Source organism: Streptomyces sp. NPDC104761, assembly GCF_055583445.1.
On the sequence record NZ_JBVJNZ010000001.1, the window covers coordinates 414,785 to 438,304 of the forward strand.

The 23,520-nt window shown below is 70.6% G+C and carries 22 protein-coding genes and 2 pseudogenes; 13 read left to right on the forward strand and 11 right to left on the reverse strand.

All coding sequences use genetic code 11. The features are described from left to right. Positions 1-128: 128 nt before the first annotated feature. From ACZ63F_RS01910 to ACZ63F_RS01920, 3 genes are all read right to left on the reverse strand, one after another. On the reverse strand, positions 129-1,619 hold the full coding sequence (locus tag ACZ63F_RS01910) for an SPFH domain-containing protein (RefSeq protein WP_469707765.1): 1,491 nt from the start codon (positions 1,617-1,619) through the stop codon (positions 129-131). A gap of 133 nt (positions 1,620-1,752) precedes the next feature. Then, complete coding sequence (locus ACZ63F_RS01915) at positions 1,753-1,971, reverse strand: hypothetical protein (protein ID WP_366356216.1); 219 nt, start codon at positions 1,969-1,971, stop codon at positions 1,753-1,755. Positions 1,972-2,032: 61 nt separating this feature from the next. Beyond that, positions 2,033-3,457, reverse strand: coding sequence for an amidase (locus tag ACZ63F_RS01920; protein WP_469707767.1), 1,425 nt, complete (start codon positions 3,455-3,457; stop codon positions 2,033-2,035). A 225-nt stretch (positions 3,458-3,682) separates the two neighbouring features. Between ACZ63F_RS01920 and ACZ63F_RS01925 the strand changes: the two genes are divergently transcribed. Continuing rightward, positions 3,683-5,071 carry an AbfB domain-containing protein gene (locus tag ACZ63F_RS01925; protein WP_469707768.1) on the forward strand — a complete coding sequence of 463 codons (1,389 nt, stop codon included), beginning with the start codon at positions 3,683-3,685 and terminating at the stop codon, positions 5,069-5,071. Between the two features lie 215 nt (positions 5,072-5,286). Continuing rightward, a pseudogene (locus tag ACZ63F_RS01930) lies at positions 5,287-5,418 on the forward strand (IS5/IS1182 family transposase); the annotation flags it as partial. Between the two features lie 127 nt (positions 5,419-5,545). Here ACZ63F_RS01930 and ACZ63F_RS01935 read toward each other — a convergent pair. Both ACZ63F_RS01935 and ACZ63F_RS01940 read right to left on the reverse strand, forming a co-directional pair. Beyond that, positions 5,546-6,511, reverse strand: a complete 966-nt coding sequence (locus ACZ63F_RS01935) for an SDR family oxidoreductase (protein WP_469707770.1) — start codon at positions 6,509-6,511, stop codon at positions 5,546-5,548. 469 nt (positions 6,512-6,980) lie between these two features. Beyond that, positions 6,981-7,541, reverse strand: coding sequence for a MarR family winged helix-turn-helix transcriptional regulator (locus ACZ63F_RS01940; RefSeq protein ID WP_469707772.1), 561 nt, complete (start codon positions 7,539-7,541; stop codon positions 6,981-6,983). Between the two features lie 364 nt (positions 7,542-7,905). Between ACZ63F_RS01940 and ACZ63F_RS01945 the strand changes: the two genes are divergently transcribed. The 5 genes and pseudogenes from ACZ63F_RS01945 to ACZ63F_RS01965 all read left to right on the forward strand — a co-directional run bounded on the left by ACZ63F_RS01945 (position 7,906) and on the right by ACZ63F_RS01965 (position 12,012). Further along, the gene (locus tag ACZ63F_RS01945) at positions 7,906-8,841 is read left to right on the forward strand and encodes an amidohydrolase family protein (RefSeq protein WP_469707774.1); all 936 of its coding nucleotides are present in this window, start codon (positions 7,906-7,908) and stop codon (positions 8,839-8,841) included. A gap of 243 nt (positions 8,842-9,084) precedes the next feature. Beyond that, positions 9,085-9,789 (forward strand): dioxygenase family protein, encoded by a 705-nt coding sequence (locus ACZ63F_RS01950; protein WP_469707776.1) that lies wholly within the window; start codon positions 9,085-9,087, stop codon positions 9,787-9,789. A 134-nt stretch (positions 9,790-9,923) separates the two neighbouring features. Then, positions 9,924-10,546: pseudogene (locus ACZ63F_RS01955) on the forward strand (dioxygenase family protein). A 256-nt stretch (positions 10,547-10,802) separates the two neighbouring features. Then, entirely contained in the window at positions 10,803-11,372 is a 570-nt protein-coding gene (locus ACZ63F_RS01960; RefSeq protein ID WP_469707778.1) for a TetR/AcrR family transcriptional regulator, read from the forward strand. A gap of 181 nt (positions 11,373-11,553) precedes the next feature. Next, positions 11,554-12,012: a MarR family winged helix-turn-helix transcriptional regulator gene (locus ACZ63F_RS01965; protein WP_469707779.1), complete on the forward strand. Its 459-nt coding sequence runs from the start codon at positions 11,554-11,556 to the stop codon at positions 12,010-12,012. 212 nt (positions 12,013-12,224) lie between these two features. Here the strand turns inward: ACZ63F_RS01965 and ACZ63F_RS01970 are convergent, their stop codons facing one another. Beyond that, positions 12,225-13,112 (reverse strand): helix-turn-helix transcriptional regulator, encoded by an 888-nt coding sequence (locus tag ACZ63F_RS01970; RefSeq protein WP_469707780.1) that lies wholly within the window; start codon positions 13,110-13,112, stop codon positions 12,225-12,227. A gap of 134 nt (positions 13,113-13,246) precedes the next feature. On the opposite strand from ACZ63F_RS01970, the gene ACZ63F_RS01975 reads away from it, so the two are divergent. Further along, positions 13,247-13,942 carry an SDR family NAD(P)-dependent oxidoreductase gene (locus tag ACZ63F_RS01975; RefSeq protein ID WP_469707781.1) on the forward strand — a complete coding sequence of 232 codons (696 nt, stop codon included), beginning with the start codon at positions 13,247-13,249 and terminating at the stop codon, positions 13,940-13,942. Positions 13,943-14,262: 320 nt separating this feature from the next. Here the strand turns inward: ACZ63F_RS01975 and ACZ63F_RS01980 are convergent, their stop codons facing one another. Beyond that, complete coding sequence (locus ACZ63F_RS01980; protein ID WP_469707783.1) at positions 14,263-14,418, reverse strand: hypothetical protein; 156 nt, start codon at positions 14,416-14,418, stop codon at positions 14,263-14,265. 343 nt (positions 14,419-14,761) lie between these two features. Beyond that, positions 14,762-15,925, reverse strand: a complete 1,164-nt coding sequence (locus tag ACZ63F_RS01985) for an epoxide hydrolase family protein (protein ID WP_469707785.1) — start codon at positions 15,923-15,925, stop codon at positions 14,762-14,764. 136 nt (positions 15,926-16,061) lie between these two features. On the opposite strand from ACZ63F_RS01985, the gene ACZ63F_RS01990 reads away from it, so the two are divergent. The 4 genes from ACZ63F_RS01990 (at position 16,062) to ACZ63F_RS02005 (ending at position 19,512) form a co-directional block, all read left to right on the forward strand. Further along, positions 16,062-16,661 carry a TetR/AcrR family transcriptional regulator gene (locus tag ACZ63F_RS01990; protein WP_469707787.1) on the forward strand — a complete coding sequence of 200 codons (600 nt, stop codon included), beginning with the start codon at positions 16,062-16,064 and terminating at the stop codon, positions 16,659-16,661. A gap of 600 nt (positions 16,662-17,261) precedes the next feature. After that, complete coding sequence (locus ACZ63F_RS01995; protein ID WP_469707789.1) at positions 17,262-18,014, forward strand: SDR family NAD(P)-dependent oxidoreductase; 753 nt, start codon at positions 17,262-17,264, stop codon at positions 18,012-18,014. Next, positions 18,011-18,871 carry an MBL fold metallo-hydrolase gene (locus ACZ63F_RS02000; protein WP_469707790.1) on the forward strand — a complete coding sequence of 287 codons (861 nt, stop codon included), beginning with the start codon at positions 18,011-18,013 and terminating at the stop codon, positions 18,869-18,871. The genes ACZ63F_RS01995 and ACZ63F_RS02000 overlap by 4 nt, the downstream gene beginning before the upstream one ends. 302 nt (positions 18,872-19,173) lie before the next feature. After that, positions 19,174-19,512, forward strand: coding sequence for a hypothetical protein (locus tag ACZ63F_RS02005; protein WP_469707791.1), 339 nt, complete (start codon positions 19,174-19,176; stop codon positions 19,510-19,512). Positions 19,513-19,552: 40 nt separating this feature from the next. Here ACZ63F_RS02005 and metX read toward each other — a convergent pair whose 3' ends face one another. The 3 genes from metX to ACZ63F_RS02020 form a co-directional block, all read right to left on the reverse strand. Then, a complete protein-coding gene (metX, locus tag ACZ63F_RS02010; RefSeq protein WP_469709288.1) occupies positions 19,553-20,752 on the reverse strand; it encodes a homoserine O-acetyltransferase MetX in 1,200 nt (399 codons plus the stop codon). Continuing rightward, positions 20,749-22,110 (reverse strand): bifunctional o-acetylhomoserine/o-acetylserine sulfhydrylase, encoded by a 1,362-nt coding sequence (locus ACZ63F_RS02015; RefSeq protein WP_469707793.1) that lies wholly within the window; start codon positions 22,108-22,110, stop codon positions 20,749-20,751. The genes metX and ACZ63F_RS02015 overlap by 4 nt, the downstream gene beginning before the upstream one ends. A gap of 449 nt (positions 22,111-22,559) precedes the next feature. Beyond that, a complete protein-coding gene (locus tag ACZ63F_RS02020) occupies positions 22,560-23,255 on the reverse strand; it encodes a hypothetical protein (RefSeq protein WP_469707795.1) in 696 nt (231 codons plus the stop codon). A gap of 28 nt (positions 23,256-23,283) precedes the next feature. On the opposite strand from ACZ63F_RS02020, the gene ACZ63F_RS02025 reads away from it, so the two are divergent. Then, complete coding sequence (locus ACZ63F_RS02025) at positions 23,284-23,505, forward strand: hypothetical protein (RefSeq protein ID WP_469707797.1); 222 nt, start codon at positions 23,284-23,286, stop codon at positions 23,503-23,505. Positions 23,506-23,520 lie beyond the last annotated feature (15 nt).

The window sequence follows — 23,520 nt, forward strand, 5'->3', positions numbered from 1 at the left end:
TCTTATTGTGATTGGGGAGGGAGGGGGGGGGGGAGGAGGGGCGTCGGGCGATGGAGAGAAGGGAAGGAGGGATGCTGGGGGCGCCCCCCCCCCCCCTCCCCCCCCCCCCCCACCCCTGCGTCCGGCTGTTACTCGCCGTCCTCCTCCACCTGCACCTTCTGGGACTTCGGAGCCGTGACCCCGTTGAGGACCGGTGACGTCACGCCCGACGCCTGCCCGTTCTGGTTCATCGACGCGAGCAGCTGCCGGGCGAGACCGAGCCCCGTGCCGCCCATGGTGAGCGCCTTGGCGAACAACTCGGCCATGCCGTCGGCGCCGTTGAGCAGCACCATGTTGTCGACGTTGCCGAAGGCGGAGGCCCCGGCCTTGACGATCTCCGGCCAGTTCTCGGCGAGTTGCTGGGCGACGACCGCCTCCTGGTTCTCCGCGAGGGCGGCGGCACGGGCCTTGATGGCCTCCGCCTCCGCGAGTCCCTTCGCCCTGGCCGCCTCGGCCTCCGCCAGACCCTTCGCCTGCGCGGCGGCCGCCTCCGCCTCACCGGTCGCCCGGGTCGCCGCCGCGGTCGCCGTACCCCGGGACTTGGTCGCCTCGGCCTCGGCACCCGCGGCCGTCTTGACCCGGGTCGCCTCGGCCGCGGCCGCCAGCTCCGTCTCCTTCGCCTTCGCCTGGGCCGCCGAGATACGCGCGTCACGCTCGGCCTCGGCCAGTGTCCGCTTCTCGTAGGCCTTGGCGTCGGCCGGCTTGCGGACGTCCGCCTGCAGCTGCTGCTCGCGCCGGTGCGCCTCCAGTTCGGCGACCCGCGTCTCCTGGACCACGACCTCCTGCCGGGCGGCCGCGTCGGCGAGCGGACCCGCCTGACGGGCCTGGGCGGCCGCCTTGTCCCGCTCGGCCTGGTAACCGGCCTGGAGGATCTCGCTGTCCCGGGTGGCCTCCGCCATTCGGGCGAACGACTGCTGCTCCGCCTCGGTGGCGAGCCGGTTCGCCTCCGCCTGCGCGATGCGCGCGTCCCGCTGCACGGCCGCCGCGTGCGGCATCGCCAGGTTCTGGATGTACCCGGTCGGATCCTCGATCTCGTGGATCTGCAGGGAGTCCACGATGAGCCCCAGCTTCTCCATCTCGGTGCCGCAGGCGGCCCGGGTCTGCCCGGTGAGCTTGTCCCGGTCGCGGATCATGTCCTCGACCGTCAACCCGCCCACGATGGACCGCAGATGACCCGCGAAGACGTTGTGCACCCGCTCGGACATCATCTTCTGCTGGTCCAGGAACCGGCGGCCCGCGTTGGCGATCGACACGAAGTCGTCGCCCACCTTGAAGATGACCACACCCCGCACCTTGAGCGGAATGCCCTGCTGGGTCACGCAGTCCACCGACAACTCGGTCTCGTTGAGATCCAGGGACAGCTTGCGCACCGCCTGCACGCCCGGCAGCACCAGCGTGCCGCGCCCCGTGACGATCCGGAATCCCATGCCCTCTTCGAGACCCTCGGTCCGATGCTTCGAACCGGAGATGATGAGCGCCTCGTTCGGCTCGGCGACCCGCCACATCATCTTGAACACACCGATCAGCACGAGAACGGCGAGAACCGCCACCCCCGCAACGACGCCGACAACCATCGGCATACGCCCCCTTTGAATGGTGCCCTTTCGGCACCGAACGAAGGGAGTGTGCGCCCGTGCGGGCGCCGGGTGAAGACGCCGGCGATTCCTTGTTGCAATCTTGACGCATACGCCCCTCACCTGGGGCTATGACCGCTCAACTGTCGTACGCGGGCGTGACGTAGACCGTCCGCGGCGGCAGGTACTCGACCACCATCACCACCGTGCCGCGCTCGATCCGGCCGGTGCCGTCGGCGGCGTACGCGAGGAAGTGCTCGGCGCCTCCGCGGACCCGGACGATCACCTCGCCGACGAGCCCGGGCCCGATCGCTCCGCTGACCCGCCCCACGAGCCCGACCATCGACGCATCGTCCATGGTCAGAGAGTACGGGCAGGTCAAGCGCGGGGAAAGTGGCCTGCTTTTCGGCCTGCCGCTCTCACGCCGCCGAGGCGTCGACGGCCGCGGGCCGCGGCGGCCAGAGCTCGTGCCAGCGCAGTTCGGCTTCCAACTGGGCGGCGACGGAGACCAGCAACGGCTCACTGTCCGCCGGCCCGAGCAGCTGCGCCCCCACCGGCAGCCCGCCCCCGGCGAACCCGGCGGGCACGTTCACCCCCGGCCACCCCAGCACGTTCCACGGCCACGCGTAGGGGCAGGCGGCGATCATCGCCCGGTCGGTGGCGAACTGGCCCAGCCCCAGCAGCGCGCCGACGCGGGGCGGGGGAGCGGCGGTGGTCGGCGCGAGGACCAGGTCGTACGACGCGAAGAAGGCGCCTATCCTGCCCCGCAGTCCGGCCTCCGCACGCCGGGCGGCCCGCAGCGGGGCCCCGCCGAGCAGCCGGCCCAGGCGGGCCGCCTCCCGGGTGCGCGGGTCGAGCAGGTCCGGGTGCGGCGCCTCGCGGACGCGCTCGGCGATCCCTGCCGTGGCGCGTGGGACGAAGGTCAGCCCGATCTGGCCGTAGGGCGGGTCGGCCTCCTCGACCGTATGGCCCAACTCGGCGAGCGTGTTGGCGAGTTCGAGGACGCGGGTGCGCAGTTCCGGCTGGAGACGGGCGGGGAGCGCGGTGAACGGCGGCTTGAGGGAGAGGGCGATGCGCAGCCGCCCGGGGTCCCGGCCGACCGCCTCGGTGAGCGTCACCCGGGCCGGCTGGTGCGGATCCTGCGGATGGTTCCCGCTCGCCGCGTCCAGCAGCAGGGCCGCGTCGGCGACCGTGCGGGCCAGGGTGCCGTTGACCGTGATGCCGTGGAAGGACTCGCCGCGCGGCCAGGTGGAGATGCGGCCGCGCTGCGGTTTGATGCCGACGAGGTGGGTCCAGGCCGCCGGGATGCGTACGGATCCGGCACCGTCCGAGCCGAGCGCGGCCGGCACCAGGCCCGCCGCCACGGCTGCCGCGGACCCGCCCGAGGAGCCGCCCGGAGTGTGCCCGGGCTGCCACGGGTTGCGGGTGGCACCGAAGGCGGGCCCCTCGGTGAACGGCCACTGCCCGAGCTCGCACGTGTTGGTCTTGCCGACGATCACGGCCCCGGCCGCGCGCAGCCGCCGTACCGCCTCCCCGTCCTCGGTCACCGGCGGGAACTCGCCCGGGCAGCCGAAGGCGGTCGGCTCGCCGGCCACGTCCGTGTCGTCCTTCACCGCCACCGGCACCCCGAGCAGGGGCCGCCGCACTCCGGCGGCCAACTCCCGGTCGGCGGCGTCCGCTTCGGCGAGGGCGGCGGTACGGCGCACGATCCGGAAGGCGTTGAGGGAGCCCTGGCTTGCCTCGATGCGCGCGAGAGTCTCCTCGACCAGCTGACGCGAGGTCGATTCGCCTGCGGCCAGAGTGCGTACGGACTCGGCGAGCCCTGCGGAACGGTCGTACGGCATACGGGAACCCACCTCCGGGGCGCAGCATTTACCGGAGAGTAACGTCGATCCGGCCCCGTCGGGACAGGTTTCGCACAGGCGGCGTCCAGCCGCGCGCCAGTCCTGCGTAAAGCATTGACGTGCACCTGGCGCGACTCCTACTTTCTGCGTCGACTTCTCGAACTCCGTTCGAGATACCGGACGCAGTGCTGTGTCCGCGCCTGCACGAGCCCTCGGAGAGCCGCCGTGACCACACGTCCCCCCGCCCCGTCCCGCCGCACCCTGCTGCGCGCGTTGGCCGCCCTGCCCGCCGCGGCCCTGGCCCTGGGCGAACTGCCCGGCCTGCTCGGCACGGCCGACGCAGCCGCACCCGCGAGCGGCTACGCCACCCGCTACACGATCGTCCCGTTCCTCGACAGCGACGACGGCACGGTGAACGTCTACCAGTCCGACGACGCCACCGACTTCCGCCTCCTGCAGTCCTCGGCCTACACCCCGCCCAGCAACCGCATCCGCGACGCGAGCATCTTCAAGCACACGGACGGCTACTACTACATCACCTACACCACCCACACCTGGGAGGACGAGAGCACCACGATCGGATTCGCCCGCAGTGCCGACCGGGTCGGCTGGACGTTCCTGTACGACTACACGATCCCCCTCACGAACCTGTCCCGGGCCTGGGCACCCGAGTGGTTCGTGGACGGCGACGGCAGCGTCAACGTCATCGTCTCCTGCTCGACCACGGACGACGAGTGGATCTTCACCCCGTACGTCCTGACGGCGACCGACTCCGCCCTCACGGCGTGGACCTCACCGACCGCGCTCTCCGGCATCGGCCCGAACCACATCGACACGTACATCGTGAAGATCGGCTCGACCTACCACGCCTTCACGAAGAACGAGACGGCGAAGTACATCGAGTACGGCACGGCCGGCAGCCTCGAGGGCCCCTACACGATCTCCAGGACCGGCGACTGGGCGGGCTGGGGCAGCTACCGCGAGGGCCCCTCCGTGATCCAGCTCGACAACGGCGGCCGGCGGATCTTCTTCGACGGCTACGGCGACGGCACCTACTACTACAGCGACAGCTACGACACGTTCGCCACGTGGTCCGTGCCGACCGCCCTGCCGACCCTCTCGGGCACGGCCCGGCACTTCACGGTGATCAAGGAAACGGTGCCGGGCGGCCCGTCGCCGACGAAGAACGCCACCCGCTCCCTCCAGTCGGTCAACTACCCCACCCGATACTGGGAGAAGGTGGCCGGCCTCCTCGACCTCCCGGTGGTGACGAGCTCCAGCGCCACCGCCGACAAGCGGGCGGCCACCTTCACGGTCGTCGCGGGCCTCGCCGACGCAAGCGCCTGCTCCTTCCGCGACGCCTCGGGCAACTACCTGCGCCACTACGACTTCCGCGGCCGCTTCGACCCGGACGACGGCACGACGACCTTCGCCCAGGACGCCACGTTCATCGCCCGCACGGGCACGGCCGACGGCTCGGTCCGCTTCGAGTCGTACAACTACCCGGGTCACTACCTGCGCCACTACAACTACCAACTCCGCGTGGACATCTCGAACGGCACCGACCTGTTCCGGCAGGACAGTTCGTTCGTTCCGGTGACATCCTGGGCCTGACCTGCACTGCTGCTGACCTGGGCAACCATGTTTGATGACCCGTCAGGGGTGGACCCGAGAGTCCCCCCGTTTCCCGGGACTTCCCGCGGAGAAGCGCAACGGACGTGCGGTGGGCGCGGGGGCCGGAGGGCGGGGTGGCCAGGTATGAGGGCCCCGGCGAGCGCCAGAACGCTCGCCGGGTGCTCGACGGGGAGACGTGGATCCGACCCTTGTGCGCGCCGGCCCGTGCAGCCGTCGAACGAGGAACCGCCCGCCTCGGATCCTGGCGAATCCTTCGCAGGGCCCGATGCAGCCCACCTCGCATGACGTCCATCGCCAAGGCTGTCCTGCCGCTGGAGCGGCGCCGCTGGAAGAGCTCAATGTCCGCCGAAGCCGCGTCGCGCGCCCGGGGTAGGGCCCTCGTACTCGCCGTCGACCTCGGCAGGCAACCCCGTCGGCGACGGCCGGAGCGCGGCGACCTGCCAGGCGTTCGGCTCAGCGCGCGGTGAAGTACTCGGGCCGGTCCAGGTCGGCGAGCAGGCCGGGGCCGGTCGGATGCCAGCCGAGTTCCTTGCGTGTCAGCTCACTCGAGACATGGTTGTCCCGGGCCGCGAACGCCGCGAGCCAGCCGAAGTGGCCGGCTGCTTCCTCCTTGGTCAGCGACCGCGCCGGCACGTCGAGGCGCTTGGATATGACGTCGGCGATCGAGCGCATCGGCACGCCCTCCTCCGCCACCGCGTGGTACCTCGATCCCGCCGAACCGTCCTCCAGCGCCAGCCGGAACAACTGCGCGACGTCCTGCTTGTGCGCTGCGGACCAGCGGTTGGAGCCGGGGCCCACGTAGCCGGCCATGTTCTTCTTGCGGGCCGCGGTGATCAGCCGCGGAATCATGGCCTTGTCCCCGTCGCCGTGCACCGTCGGCGGAATCCGCACCACCGACGCCCGCACCCCCTGTGAGGCCAGGGTCAGTGTCGCCGTCTCCGAACCGATGCGTGCCGCGCCGGGCGAGGCCGGATCCGGCGCCTCGCGCTCGGTGACGAGGTGTCCGGACGCGAGTGTCATCGTCGGGAACGCCACCACCAGAGGCCCGCCGGTGGCCGCGAGGACGGACCCGAACGTGTCGATCGCCTTCCGGTCCGCGCCCGCCCCTGCCGCGGCGAATCGGCCGATGATCCCGCGCGGACTGCCGCCCAGCAGGATTCCCAGCCTGGTGCCGAACGGCATGTGCCCCATGCCGTGCAGGTACGCCAGGTGGATCACGCCGTCTGCCTGGGCCGCGCCCTTCCGCAGGCTGTCGAGGTCTGCCAGGCCGCCCCGGTGCACCGCGGCGCCCGCCGCCGCCAGCCTCGCGGCGCCGTCGTCCGTTCGGGCCATGCCGAGCACCTCGTGCCCGTTGTCCAGCAAGTCCTTCACAAGCGGCGTACCGATGAATCCGGTCGCGCCGGTCACGAAAACACGCATGAGGAGACTCCCTTCCCGACGGACTGGCAGGGCATGGCCGTACCGAGTCCGTACGCAGTCGTCGGCGATCCACCGCGTGACGACATCGAGTGTCATCATCGTAGCCGTCACGGCCCTTGATTTCATCCCGCGGGCCGGGTTGCCGACCGGGCGTTGCGTCGTTCAGGCCTTGGATTAGGGTGGAATGGGCGGTCGGGGCAGATGTCCCGCCCCCGGCTGCCTCATGACATTGAGTGTCGTGAGAGCTCTACCTGGAGCAGGGCGAACTCAGGGAGTGCGTCGCGAAGGCCATCGCGGTGGCGCCGGACCGTCCGGGGGATGAACATCGCCGCCGCCGCTCGGCAGATGTGCCGCGAAGGGGCGGTAGGTCGGCGGAAACCGATGGACGACACCGCTGAACTGCGCGAGCGCGAACCGATGGCGTTCGCCCCCCGCTCGCGGCACCGTCACCGTGTCTGGTGACGTCCGGTCACGCCTGGCCGGAGACGCTCGAGTCGCTCGGCAGCCCGCTCCCGCTGTGTGCGTGGGTCTCCGTCGTCCCCGCGGCCGACGGACCCTCGATGCGCGAGAGCACCTTGTCGGCGACCCGGTGCAGCATCCCCAGCTCCTCCGGGGTCAGGACGTCGACGAACAGGTCCCGCACCCGGTCGACGTGTCCGGGGGCCGCCTCCGCCAGATGTGCGAAACCCGCTTCGGTCAAGATGGCCTGCGTGTACCGCCCGTTGTCCGGGTCGGGCTCGCGGCGCACGAAAGCACGTTTTTCCAGCCGGCCGATCATGTGGGACAGCCGGGACAGCTCCGTGTCGGCCAGCGCCGCCAGCTCGCTCATCCGTATCCGGCGCTCGGGCTGTTCGGACAGCTGGGCCAGCACGTGGTACTCGATGAAGCTGAGCCTCGAGTCCTGCCGGAGCTGCGCCTCCAAAGCCGCGGGCAGCCTGTGGGTGAGTCTCACGAACCCGCGCCACGCCGCCAGCTCCGCACTGCTGAGCCAGCGTGGCTCGGAAACGTTCGGTCCTCCGGAGGCAGGCATGGGCGCAGTCTATCGACCCCCTTCGGGCCTCACTTGAATATTCGAGTGTGGCGGGCTAGCGTCGTGACTTGAAATTTCATGTCACGGATCGGAAACCTCATGAGCAAGTTGAAGATCGCCGTCATCCTGGGCAGTACCCGCCCCGGCCGCAACGGACTGGCGGTGGCGACGTGGGTGCTGGCCCACCGACTTCGAGGGCTTCTCGGTGTTCAAGCCCTCGCCGGTGCACGAGGGCGCCGCCTCCGTCCTGTTCACCCAGCTGGAGTCCTGGGCCGGCGCGCTCAGGCCGGTCCGCGGCTGAGCGGGCCTTCATGAGGCTCTACGGACTCGAGGAACACTTCGTCACCGCCGACGTGATCGCGGCATGGCGCCGGCGCGACCCTCGGCTGGCCGAGCCGATGATGAAGTGGGCCGTCGACAGCGCTCTGACGCCGGCACTGCTCGACATGGGTGCCGGCCGCGTCGCCGCCATGGACGACGCAGGGATCGACACGGCGGTGCTGTCCCTCACGACGCCAGGTCTGCAGAATCTCGGCGCGGCGGAGGCGGTCTCTCTCCAAGGGCCCACCAACGACGCCGTCGCCGCTGCCGTGCGCCACCACCCAGGCCGTTTCCAGGGTTCGCGGCGCTCGCCACCCCCGCGCCGCCGGCCGCGGCCGACGAACTGCGGCGCGCCGTCACCGAACTCGGCCTCAGCGGGGCCCTGTTGAACGCGAACTCCGGTGGCCGCTCCCTGGACGCCTTGGAGTTCTGGGACATCTACGAGGCCGCCGAGGACCTGCGCGCACCGGTCTACCTGCACCCGAGCGTCCCGTTCCCGGCCGTCACGGCGGCCTACTACCGGGGCTTCGGCGATCCGGTGGACAGCATGCTGGCCACCGGCGCGTTCGGCTGGCACTACGACGCCGGGCTGACCCTGCTCCGGATGATCCTTGCCGGCGTCTTCGACCGGTTCCCAGGACTGCAGGTGATCCTGGGGCACTGGGGCGAGGTCGTGCTGTTCTACCTCGACCGCATCGCGGCCATGGACCGCCTCACGACCCTGCGGCGCCCGATCGCGGAGTACTTCCGCTCGAACGTCTTCGTCACTCCGGGCGGCATCTCCAGCCACAAGTACCTGCGCTGGACGCTGGAGACGGTAGGGGCCGAGCGGATCATGTACGCCTCCGACTATCCGTTCAACCAGGAACGCGGCGGTTCCGCACGGCGCTTCCTGGACGATGCCCCGGTGGACGGGGCCACCCGTGAGCGCATCGCCTTCCGCAACTGGCAGGAGCTCACCGCCGGTATCCGGCGCTGAACCGTCCGTTCCGACAAGGAGCGTTCCAGGCCGGTCCGCCGAAACTCGACGCCGAACCTTCCGCCACTGAAACGGAGTATCCCCACATGAGCGGTTCCACCACCCGCCTGCAGGTCGTGTTCACCGAGCCGCGCCGTCGACGACGTCATCCTCAAACACCAGGTCACCCTGGGGGAACTGGGCGTCGCCATCGACTGGCTGCAACAGGTTGCCGATGCCGGCGAACTCCCGTCAGCCGGCATCTTGTTCCACAAGACCGTCCTCAGAGGAACCGCGGGCGCCACGTACGCCCATCCGGAGAAGGACGGCGCAAGCCACTGGGAGATGGAGGGCCCCGCCCACCGCCCCGGAGCACCCGTCCTGCACAGCCCCGCCGTCTTACCGATGCGCTCCGACGAACCCGGCGAACCCCTCATCGTGTCCGGGACCGTACGCACCACCACCGGAGTCCCGCAGCCAGGAGCCACCCTGGAGATCTGGCAGATCGACGCCGACAACGTCTATTCCAGCATGGACAGCCGCGACTTCGAGCCGCTGGACATCCCCAACGACTCCACCGGCATCCCGGCGAACAACCTCCGGGCCCGGGTGGTCGCCGACCCTGACGGGCGTTATGAGTTCCGCACGGTGATGCCCGGCACCGAGACCTTCGGCCTGACCGCGGACGGCCCGCTCGGCACACTGATCCGCGCCCTGCAACTCGAAGGAGCGCGCCCCCTGCACATCCACGCGATCGTCTCCGCCGACGGGTGCCTGCCGCTGACCACCCAGATCTACTTCGACGGCGATCCGCTGGTCGAGAGCACCATCGAGGGCGCCGTGCCCGCAGAAGCGGTCAGGACGACCACACTTCACCACGACCAGGGCCTCGACCGGCCCTACCGCACCCTCACCTACGACTTCGTCCTGCGCCCCGCCCCTGAGGGGGACACGGTTCCCCCACGGTGAGACACCACGGCGCCTCACCCCGTGGCCGGCCCGCGCGGACGCATCCTGGCAGCCGACGGGACCAGCCTCCACCTCGACCTGATATGGCCCACATGGACATCACCGCACATCCCGAGGCCGTCTACGACCGCTTCATGACCGAGCAGGCTCCCGCCAGCCGCAACCAGCGCCGTTGGACGCCGGCCGACGGCCCCATGCCGGCCCTCTACCTCAGCCACGGCTCTCCGGCACTGTTCGAGGACGCGCCGTGGATGAAGGAACTGTTCGGCTGGGCGCAGGCACTGCCCAAGCCGACGGCCATCCTGATCGTCAGCGCCCACTGAAGACCATGTATCCCTACGCCGACGTGCCGGTCCTGCAGATGTCCCTGCCGACGGTGCACGCCCCCGCCCGGCTCGTCGACATCGGCCGCCGGCTGAGGGCCTTGCGCGAAGAAGGCGTCCTCGTCATCGGGTCGGGTTTCATGACGCACGGCGTCCCCTTCCTCACCCGGGACCAGTTCGTGCACAACGTGGTGCCGAGCTGGTCCGCCGAATTCGACGCCTGGGCGGCCGACGCCCTCTCCCGCGGTGACGTCGAGACGCTGGCGAACTACCGCAGCCAGGCTCCTGCCCTGCACTTCGCCCACCCCACCGTCGAGCACTACATGCCGCTCTTCGTCACGCTCGGGGCCGCCGCAAACCCCCAACCGACCGTCCAGACCACGATCGAGGGCTACCGATTCGGGCTCTCCAAACGCTCCTTCCAAACTCCCTGACCCGTGAACCCACTCGTGCAGACACCTGCCGCACTGCGCGGGCCCCCCTCGTAGGCCGCCCCGGAGACGAAATATCCGGACGGCGCCGAGACACTGTTCCCCCGCCTCGCCTGAGCCGGGCAAGTGCCGGGGCCACGGGCCACCGAGCAGCTGCTCGGAGCCGTGGCACCGTAGGCCGTGGGACCGAGGTCGGAAGAGGCCGCCTGAGCTGCGGCATCGGACAAGGACCAGGAGTATTTCGTACTAGGATCTGCCCGTGGGCAGGTGGAAGCCAGACACCAGCGGCCGTTTGGAGCGAGCGGCCCTTGAGCTGTACCTCGAGAACGGCTTCGCCCAGACCACCGTCCCGCAGATCACCGAACGGGCGGGCGTGACCACCCGCACCTTCTTCCGGCACTTCGTCGACAAGCGCGATGTGCTCTTCACGGGCCACGACGAACTGCGGGAGCGGGTCGCGAAGACCATCGCCGCGGCGCCGACCGCATGGTCCGCCGCGAGGACCGCCGCCTCGGGTCTCAACATCGCAGCCGCGGCGCTGCAGCTCAGGCAGGACGAGGCGAAGGACCGCCGGCGCCTGATCACTCTTACTCCGGAGCTGCGGGAACGCGAGCTGATCATGTTCGCGGCGGTCGCCGACACCATCGCCGAAGCGCTGAGCGCTCGCGGTGTCGAGGAGCGCACGGCACGCGTCATCGCGGAGGCCATGGTCGCGGCGTTCCGGGTCGCGTTCGAGCTCTGGGGTGACCAACCGGAGCGGGAACTGCCCCAACTCGTCGACGAGGTCCTCGATTCGCTCAGGGAGACCCTCGGGAGCTCCGGCAACTGAGCGCCCACCCTCGTGCTCGGCGCGCTTCCCGTACGTGGCGCCACAGGGCTACCGGTCAATCCGCTGGCGATCTTTTAGGAGCCGTGACCCCCTGGACTCTGGTGGGCGGTTCGGACGCGCGAAGTCGCGGCTGCGGGCGCCTAATTTTCCGTTGGGCTGGTCAACGTTTATCGTGGGGAGCATGAGCGACGCGGACGAAGACCTGCGGCCACCGGTGCGACTGCGGGCGCTCACGAGCTGGCAGGCGAACAAGGTCTCCACGATCGGGGCCCGGACGACCGCCAGGCACATGCCTCTGACGGCGCGCTCCGACTTCGCCGTCCTCGCCGCACTCGAGGAGTACGGCGCGCTGAGCCAGGCCGACCTCGGCAGGCGCCTGGGCCTGGACCGCAACGACGTCAGCGGCATCGTCGGCCGGCTCCAGGCCGGCGGCCACGTGGACCGTCGGGTCGACCCCGCCAACCGGCGCAGGAACCTCGTCACCATCCAACCGGCCGGTCTGCGCTACCTGGAGCAGATCCAGCTCAACGCCGACAAGGCCCAGGCCGAACTGCTGTCGGCCCTGGACGCGGACGAGCGCAGCCACCTCCACGCGCTGCTGGCGAAGGTCCTCACGGCGCACGCACCGGAATCCGCGTAGCGCGGCACCGGCGCGAGAGGCGCGCGGCGGGCCGCTCAGCGTTCCTTACCTGACCGACACCATCATCACCGTTCGTGGTCCGATGCGACGGGCATGGACCACTCACCGCTGGGACGAACGTCCGGTTCGCGGCCGATGAGACCACGCCTGTCTGGGGACCTCTCGTCGGCGTCGACAGCGAGCCGTTGTCTGGTCGGTACGCCGGGCTGCGGTCAGTGGAGGTCGAGTGTGCCCGCCGACTGCTGTCCTGGGGTGCTGTCTTTGGTCATGGTCTGGGTGCCGATGACGTTGAGGAGCCGGAGCCGGTCGGCGGCGTCGCTGCCAGGAGCGGCGGTACAGGCGACGATGCGCAGATCGCTGCCGGGAGCCGTCAGCACGTCACAGTCGAAGGTGATGGCGCCGACATCAGGGTGACGGACGGTCTTGGTGTCCGACTCGTGCACGCCCACGATGCCCGTGTCCCACAGGCGTACGAAGTCGGTACTGACCCCCCGCAGGTCCTTGATCAGGGAGCGCAGGTCGGCATCGGCGGGGTAGCGGGCGGTCGCCGCCCGGAGATCGCCGACCACGGCCGCCTCGAACCGGGCCTCCTGCTCGGGGGTGTGGCTGACCCGGCTGGGCAGACCGGCGAAGTGCCGCCAGACGACGTTGCGCTCGCGTCCGTGCAGCGCGGACCGGTCTCCGAACAGGGCTGCCCACAACGGGTTCCACAGAATCAGGTTCCAGGCGGCGTCATGCACGCTCAGCGGTGAGCCGTCCAGCTGGTCGAGCAGCCTTCGGACCCCCGGTGGAACGTGGGCCGACAGTTGCCCGGGATCCGGCGCCGGCTGACCCGCGAGGAGAAACAGGTATGCACGCTCGGCTGCCGACAGCCGCAGGGCGCGGGCCAGCGCGGACAGGACCTGCGCCGACGGGGAAGTGGCCCGGCCCTGTTCCAGGCGGGTGATGTAGTCCACCGACAGGCCGGCGAGCTGGGCCAGTTCCTCGCGGCGCAGTCCGGCGGCCCGATGTACCCCGCCCGCGGGCAGTCCGACCGTGGCAGGGGCGATCCGGTCCCGCCAGCCATGCAGGGCTCTGCCCAGTTCCCTGGATTCGCTCACCGTCCCAGTATCGCGCCGCCGCGCCCGGACAGCCTGGTACTGCTGGTCCACTGGCTGAGGCGGGCACTGCCTGTTCGTCCGCGGTGCGCCGACGGTGGAGACATCACCGACCCACCGAGCACCGGAGTGAGCACATGACCATCACATTGATCACTGGAGCGAACAAAGGCCTCGGTTTCGAGGCGGCTGGTCGTCTGATCGAGGCCGGGCACACCGTCTATGTCGGGGCACGCGATGCCCACCGCGGCCGAACGGCGGCCGAGACGCTCGGCGCCCGCTTCGTTCAACTCGACGTCACCGACGAGGATTCCGTGAAGTCTGCGGCCGAATTCCTCCGCGCGGACGCAGGCCGTCTCGACGTCCTGGTCAACAACGCCGGGATCGTGGGCGCGCGCAAGCCGGTCGGCGAGGTCACCGGGGCCGACATGCTGACCACGTACGACACGAACGTCTTCGGCGTCGTGCGGGTCACGCACGCCTTCCTGCCGCTGCTGGAAGCAAGCGACGCCCCGGTCGTCGTCAACGTCGGCAGCGGTGTGGGTTCGCTGGCTGCGTGCGCCGACCCGAGCCGGGTGGAGTCCCGGGTGGCATTGCTGGACTACAACTCGTCCAAGACCGCGCTGGTCATGGTCACCTCGCAGTACGCCAAGGCGTTCCCCACCGTCCGGTTCAACGCCGTCGACCCCGGCTACACCGCCACCGATCTCAACGGTCACAAGGGCACCCAGACCATCGAAGAGGGCGCGGAGATCGTCGTCCGCATGGCCTCGATCGGCGCCGACGGCCCGACCGGCGGCTTCTTCGACAAGACCGGCCCGGTCGTGTGGTGACGGTCCGGTCACTGATGCGTGGGCGATGGCAGCCGGCGGGCCGTGTCGTCCGCCGGCTGCTCAGGAAACAGCGCGGCCCGAGCCACCACCCCTGCCCGGGGTTGCGGCGTTCAAGGTCCTGGTGATCTCCGTGGTCGCTCAGGATCGAGAACGGCCGTTCGCTTCCCCCCTGCCCGAAGATCTGGCGGCGGCCGGCGACACAGAAAAACGCATGATCGCCAAGCGTGACGCATTCATGATGACCGGCCCCACCCATGCGCTGGTCCAGAGTGTGCTCCCGCGGCCGCTGGGCTACTCCCTGCTCGACTCTCCGGCCGGGCTCACCGCGTGGCACAGCAGGTGGACAACATCGCCCTGTACTGGTTCACCGGCACCGGAGCCTCCGCCGCACGCTGGTGCTGGGAGGCGGTGCGGGCGACGCCGCGCAGCGCACAGGAGCAGAACGCGCAGACGGTGACCGTGCCCACCGCCTTCACGCTGTTTCCCGGCGAGCCGTACCCGACCGCCCGGCGCTGGGCGGAACACCGCTACCGCAACATCATCTGCTGGAACGAGGTTCCGCAGCCCGGGGGGTCAGCTCTTCTCCGTGCCGGACGGCCTTGCGCAGGGGCTCGTCGGTCATCGCCGCCTCGTCCCGACGCAGGATGCGCCGCGTCTCCTCAGCAGGACACGCGTCGCTGCGCATTCCGGCGAACAGCGCCCTCAGCAGGCCCACGCGGTGTCGATGGCGAAGTCGAAGTCGGGCTGTGGTGCCGTCCCAGCCAGTGGCCACCAGCGGTCCTTGTGCGGCACGCCTTCGGCAAGGCATGGTGATCGGCGTCAGGAACGCAGGGCACGCAGGCCGGCGCGGATTTCGCTGACCAGGGTCTCGGGCTGTTCCAGGGCCGCGAAGTGCCCGCCCTTGTCGGCCTCGCCGTAGTGGATCAGATTGCTGTAGGCATCTTCGATCCAGCGTCGCGGCACGCGCGGGATGTCCTTCGGGAAGACGGTCACCGCGACCGGCAGGGTCAGCTTCGGGCCGGCGAAGGTGCGGGCTTTGTTCTCCCAGTAGATTCGGCCGGACGACGCCGCGCTGTTGGTGAACCAGTAGAGCGAGATCGCGTCGAGCATGTCGTCCATGCTCAGCGCGTCCTCGGCGAGCCCGTGGTTGTCGGTCTTGGACTGGAACTTCTCGTAGATCCAGGCCGCCTGACCTGCGGGAGAGTCCGCCAGGGCGAATCCGACCGTCTCCGGCTTCGTACCCTGAAGGTGGTTGGACCCACCGAGCTCCCCGGCGTAGAAGGCGAGGGTCTCCACCGCGTCACGCTGCTCGGGCGACAAGTCTTCGGGCATCTGCGCCGGAAAGGCGTACTGCGTGTTCAGATGAATCCCGACGAGCCCCTCGGGTCGCATGGCCCCGAGGTCGGTGGTGACGACGCCGCCCCAATCGCCGCCCTGCGCGGCCCACCGCGTGTAGCCAAGGCGCCTCATCAGCTCCGCCCACGCGGTCGCGATGCGCGATGCGGTCCACCCGGCCTGGGTGGGCTTCTGGGAGAACCCGAACCCGGGGAGCGACGGGACGACGACGTCGAATGAGTCGGCGGCGTCCCCTCCGAACGCAACCGGATCGGTCAGCGGGCCGATCAGCTTCAGGAAGTCGAGGATCGAGCCCGGCCATCCGTGCGTGAGGATCAGCGGCATCGCGTGGGGGTTCTGGGACCTGACGTGGATGAAGTGGATGTCCAGCCCGTCGATCTCGGTCAGGAACTGGGGGAAGCGATTGAGCTCGGACTCCAGGCGCCGCCAGTCGTAGCCGCGCTCCCAGTACTCGACCAGGGCCCTGGCGTTCTCCACGCGAACCCCCTGGGACCAGTCGCCCACCGTCTCCGGATCTGGCCACCGGGTTCCGGCCAGTCGCCGCTTCAGGTCGTCGATCTCCGCATCCGGGATCGAGACGGTGAACGGGCGGACGAGGGCCGAGGCGTGCGGCGTCGGTGCGGTCATTGCCTTCTCCTCTTCTGCTGAGCTTCGAGGCACGGTGCGGCCTTCCGCTGCACACGGGTGTACAGCGAGATTTACTGTACACCCGTGTGCAGTGGATTTCGGATTTCACCGTACACGGGTGTGCAATAATCGGGTCGTGCCGGCCAAGTCCTCCCGTGCGCGCTCGGTGATCGAGACGCGCGATCGCATCCTCGATGTCGCCCTCGACCTGCTGGGAGAGAAGCCGGACGCCGGGATGGGCGAGATCGCCTCCACTGCCGGCGTCGTCCGTCGCACGGTCTACGACCATTTCCCCTCGCGCCTCGACCTGGTCCGGACACTTACGGAACGTGCCGTCGCCGAGATGACAGCCGTGCTCGCCGAAGTCAACGCCTCCGGCGCGGCTGCGGACGCGGCGTGGGTCGAGTTCATCGCCCGTGTCTGGCCGGTGGCACACCGGTACCGAGTGCTGTTGGCGCTGCGTCGTGGCGAGTACGGCGAGGCGATCCACGCCCTGCTCGGGCCGGTCGACGAACTCCTCGCCGACCTCGTGAAACGGGGCCAGGACGACGACGTGTTCGCGCACCACCTGCCGGCGGGTCTCCTGAGTCAACTCGCTTACGGCGTCGTGTTCGCCATCGCGGACAGCGGCCGCGCGAACGGAACCCTCGGCGCCCGAGCAGTCACGATCACGAGTCTGCTGATGCTGGGAGTTCCCGAGACGCACGCAATCGCCCTCGCGGACGACCGGCCCTGACCCGCGGCACTCAAGCGCTGCCGGGGATCGTCCCGCCCCGGTGGCGGTGCCAGGACAGAACGTGCGTCACCCGAAGCGCGGACCTGGGCGCACTGCGGACACGCGCGGTCGTGGCACTGTCCGGAGGCTTCAGTGACCAAGGCTGAGCACGACAGTTCCTTCACGCAGTACGTGGATGTCGGCGGCCTCTGAACCTGAACCCCTTAGCCGGAACCGGACTCGACCTCGACCTCAACCCCCCACCGGTAGTGCAGGCCCGGCCGGTTCACAGTGACGACGTTACGGCGTCGATCCTCCGGGTCGGCGCGACGGTCGACATGGCCCCCGGACTCGAGCCGACGCCTGGAGGTCGTCCTCCGCCTCGCTCTTCCCTCCGCCTGCCGCTCATGTCCTCACTGCAACCGTTGGGATGGCCCACGGATTCGTGCTACGTTGGCCTGGTCAACGTTGGGTATCCCAACATGTGCAAGCGGGCGGTCTGCCGTCGGTCCAGGCCTGCCGATCCGGCCTCACCGAGTCCGAAGCCCTCAGGTCCAGGTCCATGGGCCCGGACGCACCGACCCGGTCCACCAAGCTCGGCCCTGCCAAGGAGGCAGTTCCATGTTCGACCACACTTCGCTCCCCGACCTTTCCGAACGGCGCGTCCTGATCCCCGGCGGTACCGGAGGGGTGGGGGAGGGCGCGGTGCGCGCCTACCTCGCCGCCGGCGCCCAGGTCGTGGTGCCCACACGCAGTCAGGAGCGCGCGGAGGAGTTCCGTGCCCTGCTCGGCAAGGCGGCGACCGAGCGTCTGCACCTGTTCGAGTTCGACTACACGACCTTCGCGGGTGCCGAGACGCTCGTCGCGACCATGGTCGAACGCCTCGGCGGCGTGGACGACGTCGTCGTCCCGATCGGCGGCTGGTGGCACGGCAAGCAGTTGTGGGAGATCGACGAGGCGGACTGGCAGGCCGCCTTCGTGGACCTGGCGACGGCGCACATGGCCGTGCTGCGTGCCGCCCTGCCCCGGATGACGGACCAGGGCGCGTACTTGGTGGTGGTGGGCCAGTCCGCCCGCTTCCCGATTCCCAACAGCGGTCTGGTGAGCATGGAACAGGCCGCTCTCCTGATGATGCAGCAGGTGCTCGCCGCCGAACTGGAGGGCGCCAAGCGGGTGTTCCTGCTCGAACTCGGCCCTGTAGCCACCCGCTTCGTCGAAACCCCCGACCCGGCCCAGGTGACGTCCGCGCAGATCGGCGCGGTCGCCGTCGCCGCCTCCGCCTCGCCCCAGCCCGGCCGCCAGCTGCAGTTGCACGACTCGGCCCAGGCAGTCGCCGCCCTCGATTCCTTCGGAACTTTCGGAGCCGCCCTGTGAACGCCATCGGTCTGACCTACGAGGTCCTGGTCTCCGATGCCATCCCGCTCGCCCTCCCGGATCTCCTGCCGGACGGGGGCGCCCGCACCTGGGCGCCGGTCTCCACGACGCTGATCCGCGGCCGCGACGAGGCGGTTCTCGTCGACCCGCCGCTCACCGCCGCCCAGGCGGACGTCGTCGCGGAGCGGGTGCAGGCCAGCGACAGGAAGCTGACCTGCATCTTCTCCACCCACGCGCACGGCGACCACTGGTTCAGCGCTGCGAGCATCGCCGAACGGTTCCCCGGCGCCCAGGTGGTGGCCACGGCGTCGACCATCGGGCAGATGCACCGCACCGCCCAGACGCGCGCGGGATTCTGGGACCGCATCCTGCCCGGACAGATCCCGGACTCGCCCGTCACCGCCACCGCCGTCGAGGAGATCGGCAACCGGATCCTCCTCGAAGGGCACGAGCTGCGTGTCATCGAGGTCGGGCACAGTGACACCGACGACACCAGCGTGCTGCACGTCCCCGACCTCGACCTCGTCGTCGCCGGCGACGTCGTCTACGACGGGGTCCACCAGTACCTCGTCGAATCCCGTGACGGAGGCCTCGACGCATGGCGCCACGCCATCGACGTGGTCGAGGCCCTGGGCGCGCGCCACCTCGTCGCAGGCCACAAGAACCGGAACCACGACGACGACGCCGAGCGGCAGATCCTCGGAACCCGTCGCTACCTCAACGACGCCGAGGAACTGCTCAAGGTGGAGCCGACGGCGCAGGGCTTCTACGAGGCCATGGCCCGGCGGTATCCGGACCACCTCAACCGCAGCAGCCTCTGGGGCAGCTGCCAGGCCCTCTACGCAGGCCACAGCTGAGACTTCGCCCGGACGGCGCAGGAAGCAGGAAGAAACGGACCCGACGTATGTGCCGCCGCTGTCGCGCGCGGTGACGGGGCGTGAGTGAGTGTCAGGTCCATCATGCCTGCTCGGACGTGTTGTGCGGTAGGACGGAGCGCACGTCCGTTCAGGCTTGTCCGGGGTGGTGGCCTGCCCGCAGACTCGTCGTCATCCACTCACCGACGTGCGTGTCGGCATCCGTTCCCGGGTGTCGGCGCGTTCGTCGTGCTGTCCCGTCGTGGGACGGGTGCAGGCGGGGGTGGGGAAACGGAGGGGGATCGATGGATCAGGACATGGTCATGCGGGCGAGGGTCCAGTTGCTCAGTGCCAACCGGCGGGTGGTGGGCGGCACCGAGGGGTTGCGGATCTACCGCCTGCTGACTCAGGTCGAGCCGGAGGTGTACGGGTCGAAGCTGGCGTACGTTCTGGTCGAGGCCAGTGCGTCGCCGCTGGTGCGGGAGCTGCCCGGGCAGCGCCTGGCGTTGTTGGACGAGGCGGTCGCGGTGGCGTCGGCTCTGGACGTCGCGAATCCCTACCGAGCCAAGGTACTGGCGAAGGCGTCTGCCGCGAGGCGGGAACTCGTGGAGTCCCTCCGGGACACGGCGGCCGCCGGACGGTGAACCTGCACAGGCGGACGCTGTCCGACGAGGCCGGCGTTGTTCACGATCGTTCCGCGCAGCCACGGGAAGGCTGCGGCAGGCCGTCGGGTACGGCCCTGGGGAGCAACTCGGCCACGAGCGCGGCGACCTGTTCCGTCTCGATCAGGAAACCGTCGTGCCCGTACGGGGACTCGATGACCCGGACGGCGTCCGCCGTGCCGATGTTCGCTGCCAGTTCGGCCTGTTGGGAGAGCGGGTAGAGGCGATCGGAGTCGACGCCCGCGACCAGGGTGCGGGCGGTGACGCGGCCGAGGGCGGCACGCACGCCACCGCGGTCGCGGCCGATGTCATGCGCGTTCATCGCCTCGGACAGCACCAGGTAACTGCCCGCGTCGAAGCGCCGGATCAGCTTGGCGGCATGGTGGTCGAGATACGACTCCACCTGGTAACGACCGCCGCCGAACGGGTCCTCGGCCCCCTGAGGCGCACGGCCGAAGCGGACTTGGAGTTCCGGTTCGCTGCGGTAGGTGACATGGGCCAGGCGGCGGGCGAGGCCGAGGCCGGCGTGCGGGCCGCGCCCCGTGTCGTGGTAGTCACCGCCCTGCCAGTGCGGATCGCCGCGGATGGCGTGCAACTGGATGTTCGCCCAGGCGATCTGCTCCGCGCTCGCCGCCGCCGTGGTGGCGAGCAGCAGCAACGCCCCGGTGCGCTCGGGGTGGGTGACCGCCCATTCCACGGCGCGCATCCCGCCCATCGAGCCGCCGACGACCAGCGCCCACCGGTCGATACCCAGCGCATCGGCCACCCCGGCCTCGGCGGCGACCTGGTCGCGCTGGGTCAGGAAGGGGAAGGAGCCGCCCCAGCGGCGACGTCCGTCGGGACGCGGCGACGCCGGTCCGGTACTGCCCTGGCAGCCACCCAGGACGTTCGGGGCGACGACGAACCACCGGTCGGTGTCCAGCGCCAGGCCCGGCCCGACCAGCCCGTCCCACCAGCCCGGGGTCGGATGGCCGGGCCCGGCGGGTCCGGCGACATGGCTGTCACCGGTGAGGGCGTGCAGGACGAGCACGGCATTGCTGCGGTCCGGCGCGAGCCGCCCCCAGGTCTCGAACGCCAGCCGGGCGCCGGGCAGTTCACCACCTGCCTCCAGCGACAGCGGCTTCTCGGCCACGTACCACTGCCGGTGCCCGGCCGGGTCCCCCTCCCGCCAGGCCCCGGTGGCCGGCGGAAGGGGAACCCCGGTGGTGGGTACGGCGTTCAGGACGCGCCCTTGGCCGCGCGGAAACCGGCCTCCAGGTCGGCCTTGAGGTCGGCGAGGTTCTCGATGCCGACCGACAGCCGCACCAGGCCCGGCGCGGTGCCGGTCGCCGCCAGTTGCTCCGCGTCCAGCTGGCTGTGGGTCGTGGAGGCGGGGTGGATGATCAGGCTGCGTACGTCACCGATGTTGGCGAGGTGGCTGAACAGTTCGACCGCGTCCACGAACCGCTTGCCCGCCTCGACGCCGTCCCGCAGCTCGAACCAGACCACCGCGCCGGCACCATGCGGCAGGTACCTCTGCCCCGCCTCGTACCACCGGCTCGACGCCAGGCCCGGATAGTGGACGGCGGCGACCTCGTCCCGCTGCTCCAGCCACTCCGCCAGCGCCAGCGCGTTCGCGGAGTGCCGCTCGATGCGCAGGCTCAGCGTCTCCACGCCCTGCAGCAGCAGGAACGCGGAGTGCGGGGAGAGCGCCGGGCCGAGGTCGCGCAGCAACTGCACGCGCAGCTTGATCGCGAAGGCGCCGGGGCCGAGCGCCGGCCAGTACTGCAGCCCGTGATAGCTCGGGTCGGGCTCGGTGAAGTCGGGGAACCGATCGGCGTGCGCACCGAAGTCGAAGGTGCCGCCGTCCACGACGACGCCCGCGATGGCGGTGCCGTGGCCGCCGAGGAACTTGGTGGCCGAGTGCACGACGATGTCCGCGCCGTGCTCGATGGGCCGCAGCAGATAGGGAGTCGGCACCGTGTTGTCCACGATCAGCGGCACGCCCGCCGCGTGGGCGGCGTCCGCGACGGCCCGCACGTCGAGTACGTTGCCGCGCGGGTTGCCCAGCGTCTCCGCGAACAGCGCCTTGGTGTTGGGCCGGACGGCCGCCCGCCAGGCGTCGACATCGTCCGGATCGTCGACGAAGGACACCTCGATGCCCAGCTTCGGGAGCGTGTGCCGGAACAGGTTGTAAGTGCCGCCGTACAGCGACGTGCTGGAGACGATGTGGTCGCCGGAACTCGCCAGCGTCAGGATGGCCAGCGTCTCGGCCGCCTGCCCGGAGGACAGCGCCACGGCCGCGACACCGCCTTCCAGTGCGGCGACGCGCTGTTCGAAGACGTCCTGGGTCGGGTTGTGGATGCGGGTGTAGATGTTGCCGGGCTCGGCCAGGGCGAACAGGTCGGCGGCGTGCTGGGTGTCCCGGAACACGAACGACGTCGTCTGGTAGATCGGCGTCGCCCGGGCTCCCGTCGTCGGGTCCGGCGCGGCCCCGGCGTGAATCTGCTTGGTCTCGAAGGACCAGGCCGAGGTGTCGGGTCCGGCGGGAGTCTCGTCGACGGTGTGACCGGCGGTGACGGAGTCGAGGGGCTGGCTCATGGCGGGTGCTCCTTGTGCGGGCAGGCGTGAGGGTGCGACGGCGCGCGTGCGGGCACGCGTCCGTGGCAGAGCAGAGTGGAGAAGCGGAACAGGCGGAACCGCGGGAGAGGGAGAAAGGGCCGGAGCGGAGCGTCAGCTCTCGGCGCGACAACCTGTCGCGGTGACACGCACGTAGTCCACGTGGCGGCGGGTCACAAGCACGGTCATGGAGACAGGGAACCACACAGGGGCAGCCAACGCCAGCACGACGGAGTCCTCTTCACCGAAGTGACGCAGGCGGACACACCTTCCCGCAGGGGTGAGCCGCGCACACCGACCGGTCCGCCCTTCGTCATCGTCGGTGCCGCCAGGCGGGCCGGATCTCGCGCCCCCCGTGCTCGTACGCCGTCCGTGCGGGGCCGGGAGCACGGCACCGGCGGACGTTCGGCAGGAGCGGGCGGCGGCTCGGCTCAGGCTCGGTTCCGGCTCGGCTTCGGCTTGAGGCCGTCGGCGATGGGATGGACAGTGAGAATCATGAACCGGCACCGGCGGCCATCGCGGAAGGCTCCGTGGATCGTGGGCGGAGCGGCCGTGGTCGCCCTGGGGGGCGGTCTGGCAGCCTGGGCGCTTCTGTCGTCAGGCCACGGCGGCAACGCCTCGCACCCGACGCCGTCAGCCGTGGTGACGCCGTCGGCGTCGACGCCGAGCCCGTCCCCGTCCCCATCCTTGTCACCGCGGCCGTCGGCCCCGAGTTCACCGGCCCCGTCGACGCCGAAGCCCACACGGACCCCCACGCCCAGGCCGACCCGGACCGTGCCGCCGGTGCCGACCGCCACCCGTCCGGCGCCCCACCGGACGACCCCGGTCCCCCCGCCCGTGCAGACGCCGCCTGTGCAGACGCCGCCGGCGCACACGCCGACCACGAAGCCGGCACCTCCCCGCACACCGACGCCGAGCCCGTCCGCCACCCCGCACGGGCCGAGCGCGCCCCCGCCCCCGCCGGCCCCCACGACCACGCGGCCGAGCGCGCCCCCGCCCCCACCGGCCCCCACGACCACGCGGCCGAGCGCGCCCCCGCGCCCGTCCCTCACGACGACCCGGCCGAGCGCGCCCCCTCCTCCGCCGCCGCCTCCGACGACGACCCGGCCGAGTCCGCCCCCGCTCACCCCACGGCCTTCGCAGACACCCGGACCCATGACTCCGGCCCCGACCGTCACCGGCAACGGACCGGGAACGACCACCTGGGTCACGTCGCCGCAGGCCGTGGCCGCCGCCAAGCGGATGGCGGCCGCCAGGGCGGTCGGCGACCCGGTCTGCTCGCTGTCGGCCGTGGGACAGCCGAACCCGAGCCTCGTTCCGCAGGTCGGGCGCATCGGCATCGGGCACTACGGCGACTACTGGTGCCTGATCTGGTAGCCGGTCAAGGGTGGG

Excerpts from the sequence above, each read along its gene's own strand:
- ACZ63F_RS01915 (WP_366356216.1), bottom strand. The coding sequence starts at position 1,971 with ATGGACGATGCGTCGATGGTCGGGCTCGTGGGGCGGGTCAGCGGAGCG.
- ACZ63F_RS02025 (WP_469707797.1), top strand. The coding sequence starts at position 23,284 with ATGACTCCGGCCCCGACCGTCACCGGCAACGGACCGGGAACGACCACC.
- ACZ63F_RS01995 (WP_469707789.1), top strand. The coding sequence starts at position 17,262 with ATGTTCGACCACACTTCGCTCCCCGACCTTTCCGAACGGCGCGTCCTG.
- ACZ63F_RS01975 (WP_469707781.1), top strand. The coding sequence starts at position 13,247 with ATGACCATCACATTGATCACTGGAGCGAACAAAGGCCTCGGTTTCGAG.
- ACZ63F_RS01920 (WP_469707767.1), bottom strand. The coding sequence starts at position 3,457 with ATGCCGTACGACCGTTCCGCAGGGCTCGCCGAGTCCGTACGCACTCTG.
- ACZ63F_RS01935 (WP_469707770.1), bottom strand. The coding sequence starts at position 6,511 with ATGCGTGTTTTCGTGACCGGCGCGACCGGATTCATCGGTACGCCGCTT.
- ACZ63F_RS01940 (WP_469707772.1), bottom strand. The coding sequence starts at position 7,541 with ATGCCTGCCTCCGGAGGACCGAACGTTTCCGAGCCACGCTGGCTCAGC.
- ACZ63F_RS02015 (WP_469707793.1), bottom strand. The coding sequence starts at position 22,110 with ATGAGCCAGCCCCTCGACTCCGTCACCGCCGGTCACACCGTCGACGAG.
- ACZ63F_RS02005 (WP_469707791.1), top strand. The coding sequence starts at position 19,174 with ATGGATCAGGACATGGTCATGCGGGCGAGGGTCCAGTTGCTCAGTGCC.
- ACZ63F_RS01985 (WP_469707785.1), bottom strand. The coding sequence starts at position 15,925 with ATGACCGCACCGACGCCGCACGCCTCGGCCCTCGTCCGCCCGTTCACC.
- ACZ63F_RS01910 (WP_469707765.1), bottom strand. The coding sequence starts at position 1,619 with ATGCCGATGGTTGTCGGCGTCGTTGCGGGGGTGGCGGTTCTCGCCGTT.
- ACZ63F_RS01965 (WP_469707779.1), top strand. The coding sequence starts at position 11,554 with ATGAGCGACGCGGACGAAGACCTGCGGCCACCGGTGCGACTGCGGGCG.
- ACZ63F_RS01945 (WP_469707774.1), top strand. The coding sequence starts at position 7,906 with ATGGCGCCGGCGCGACCCTCGGCTGGCCGAGCCGATGATGAAGTGGGC.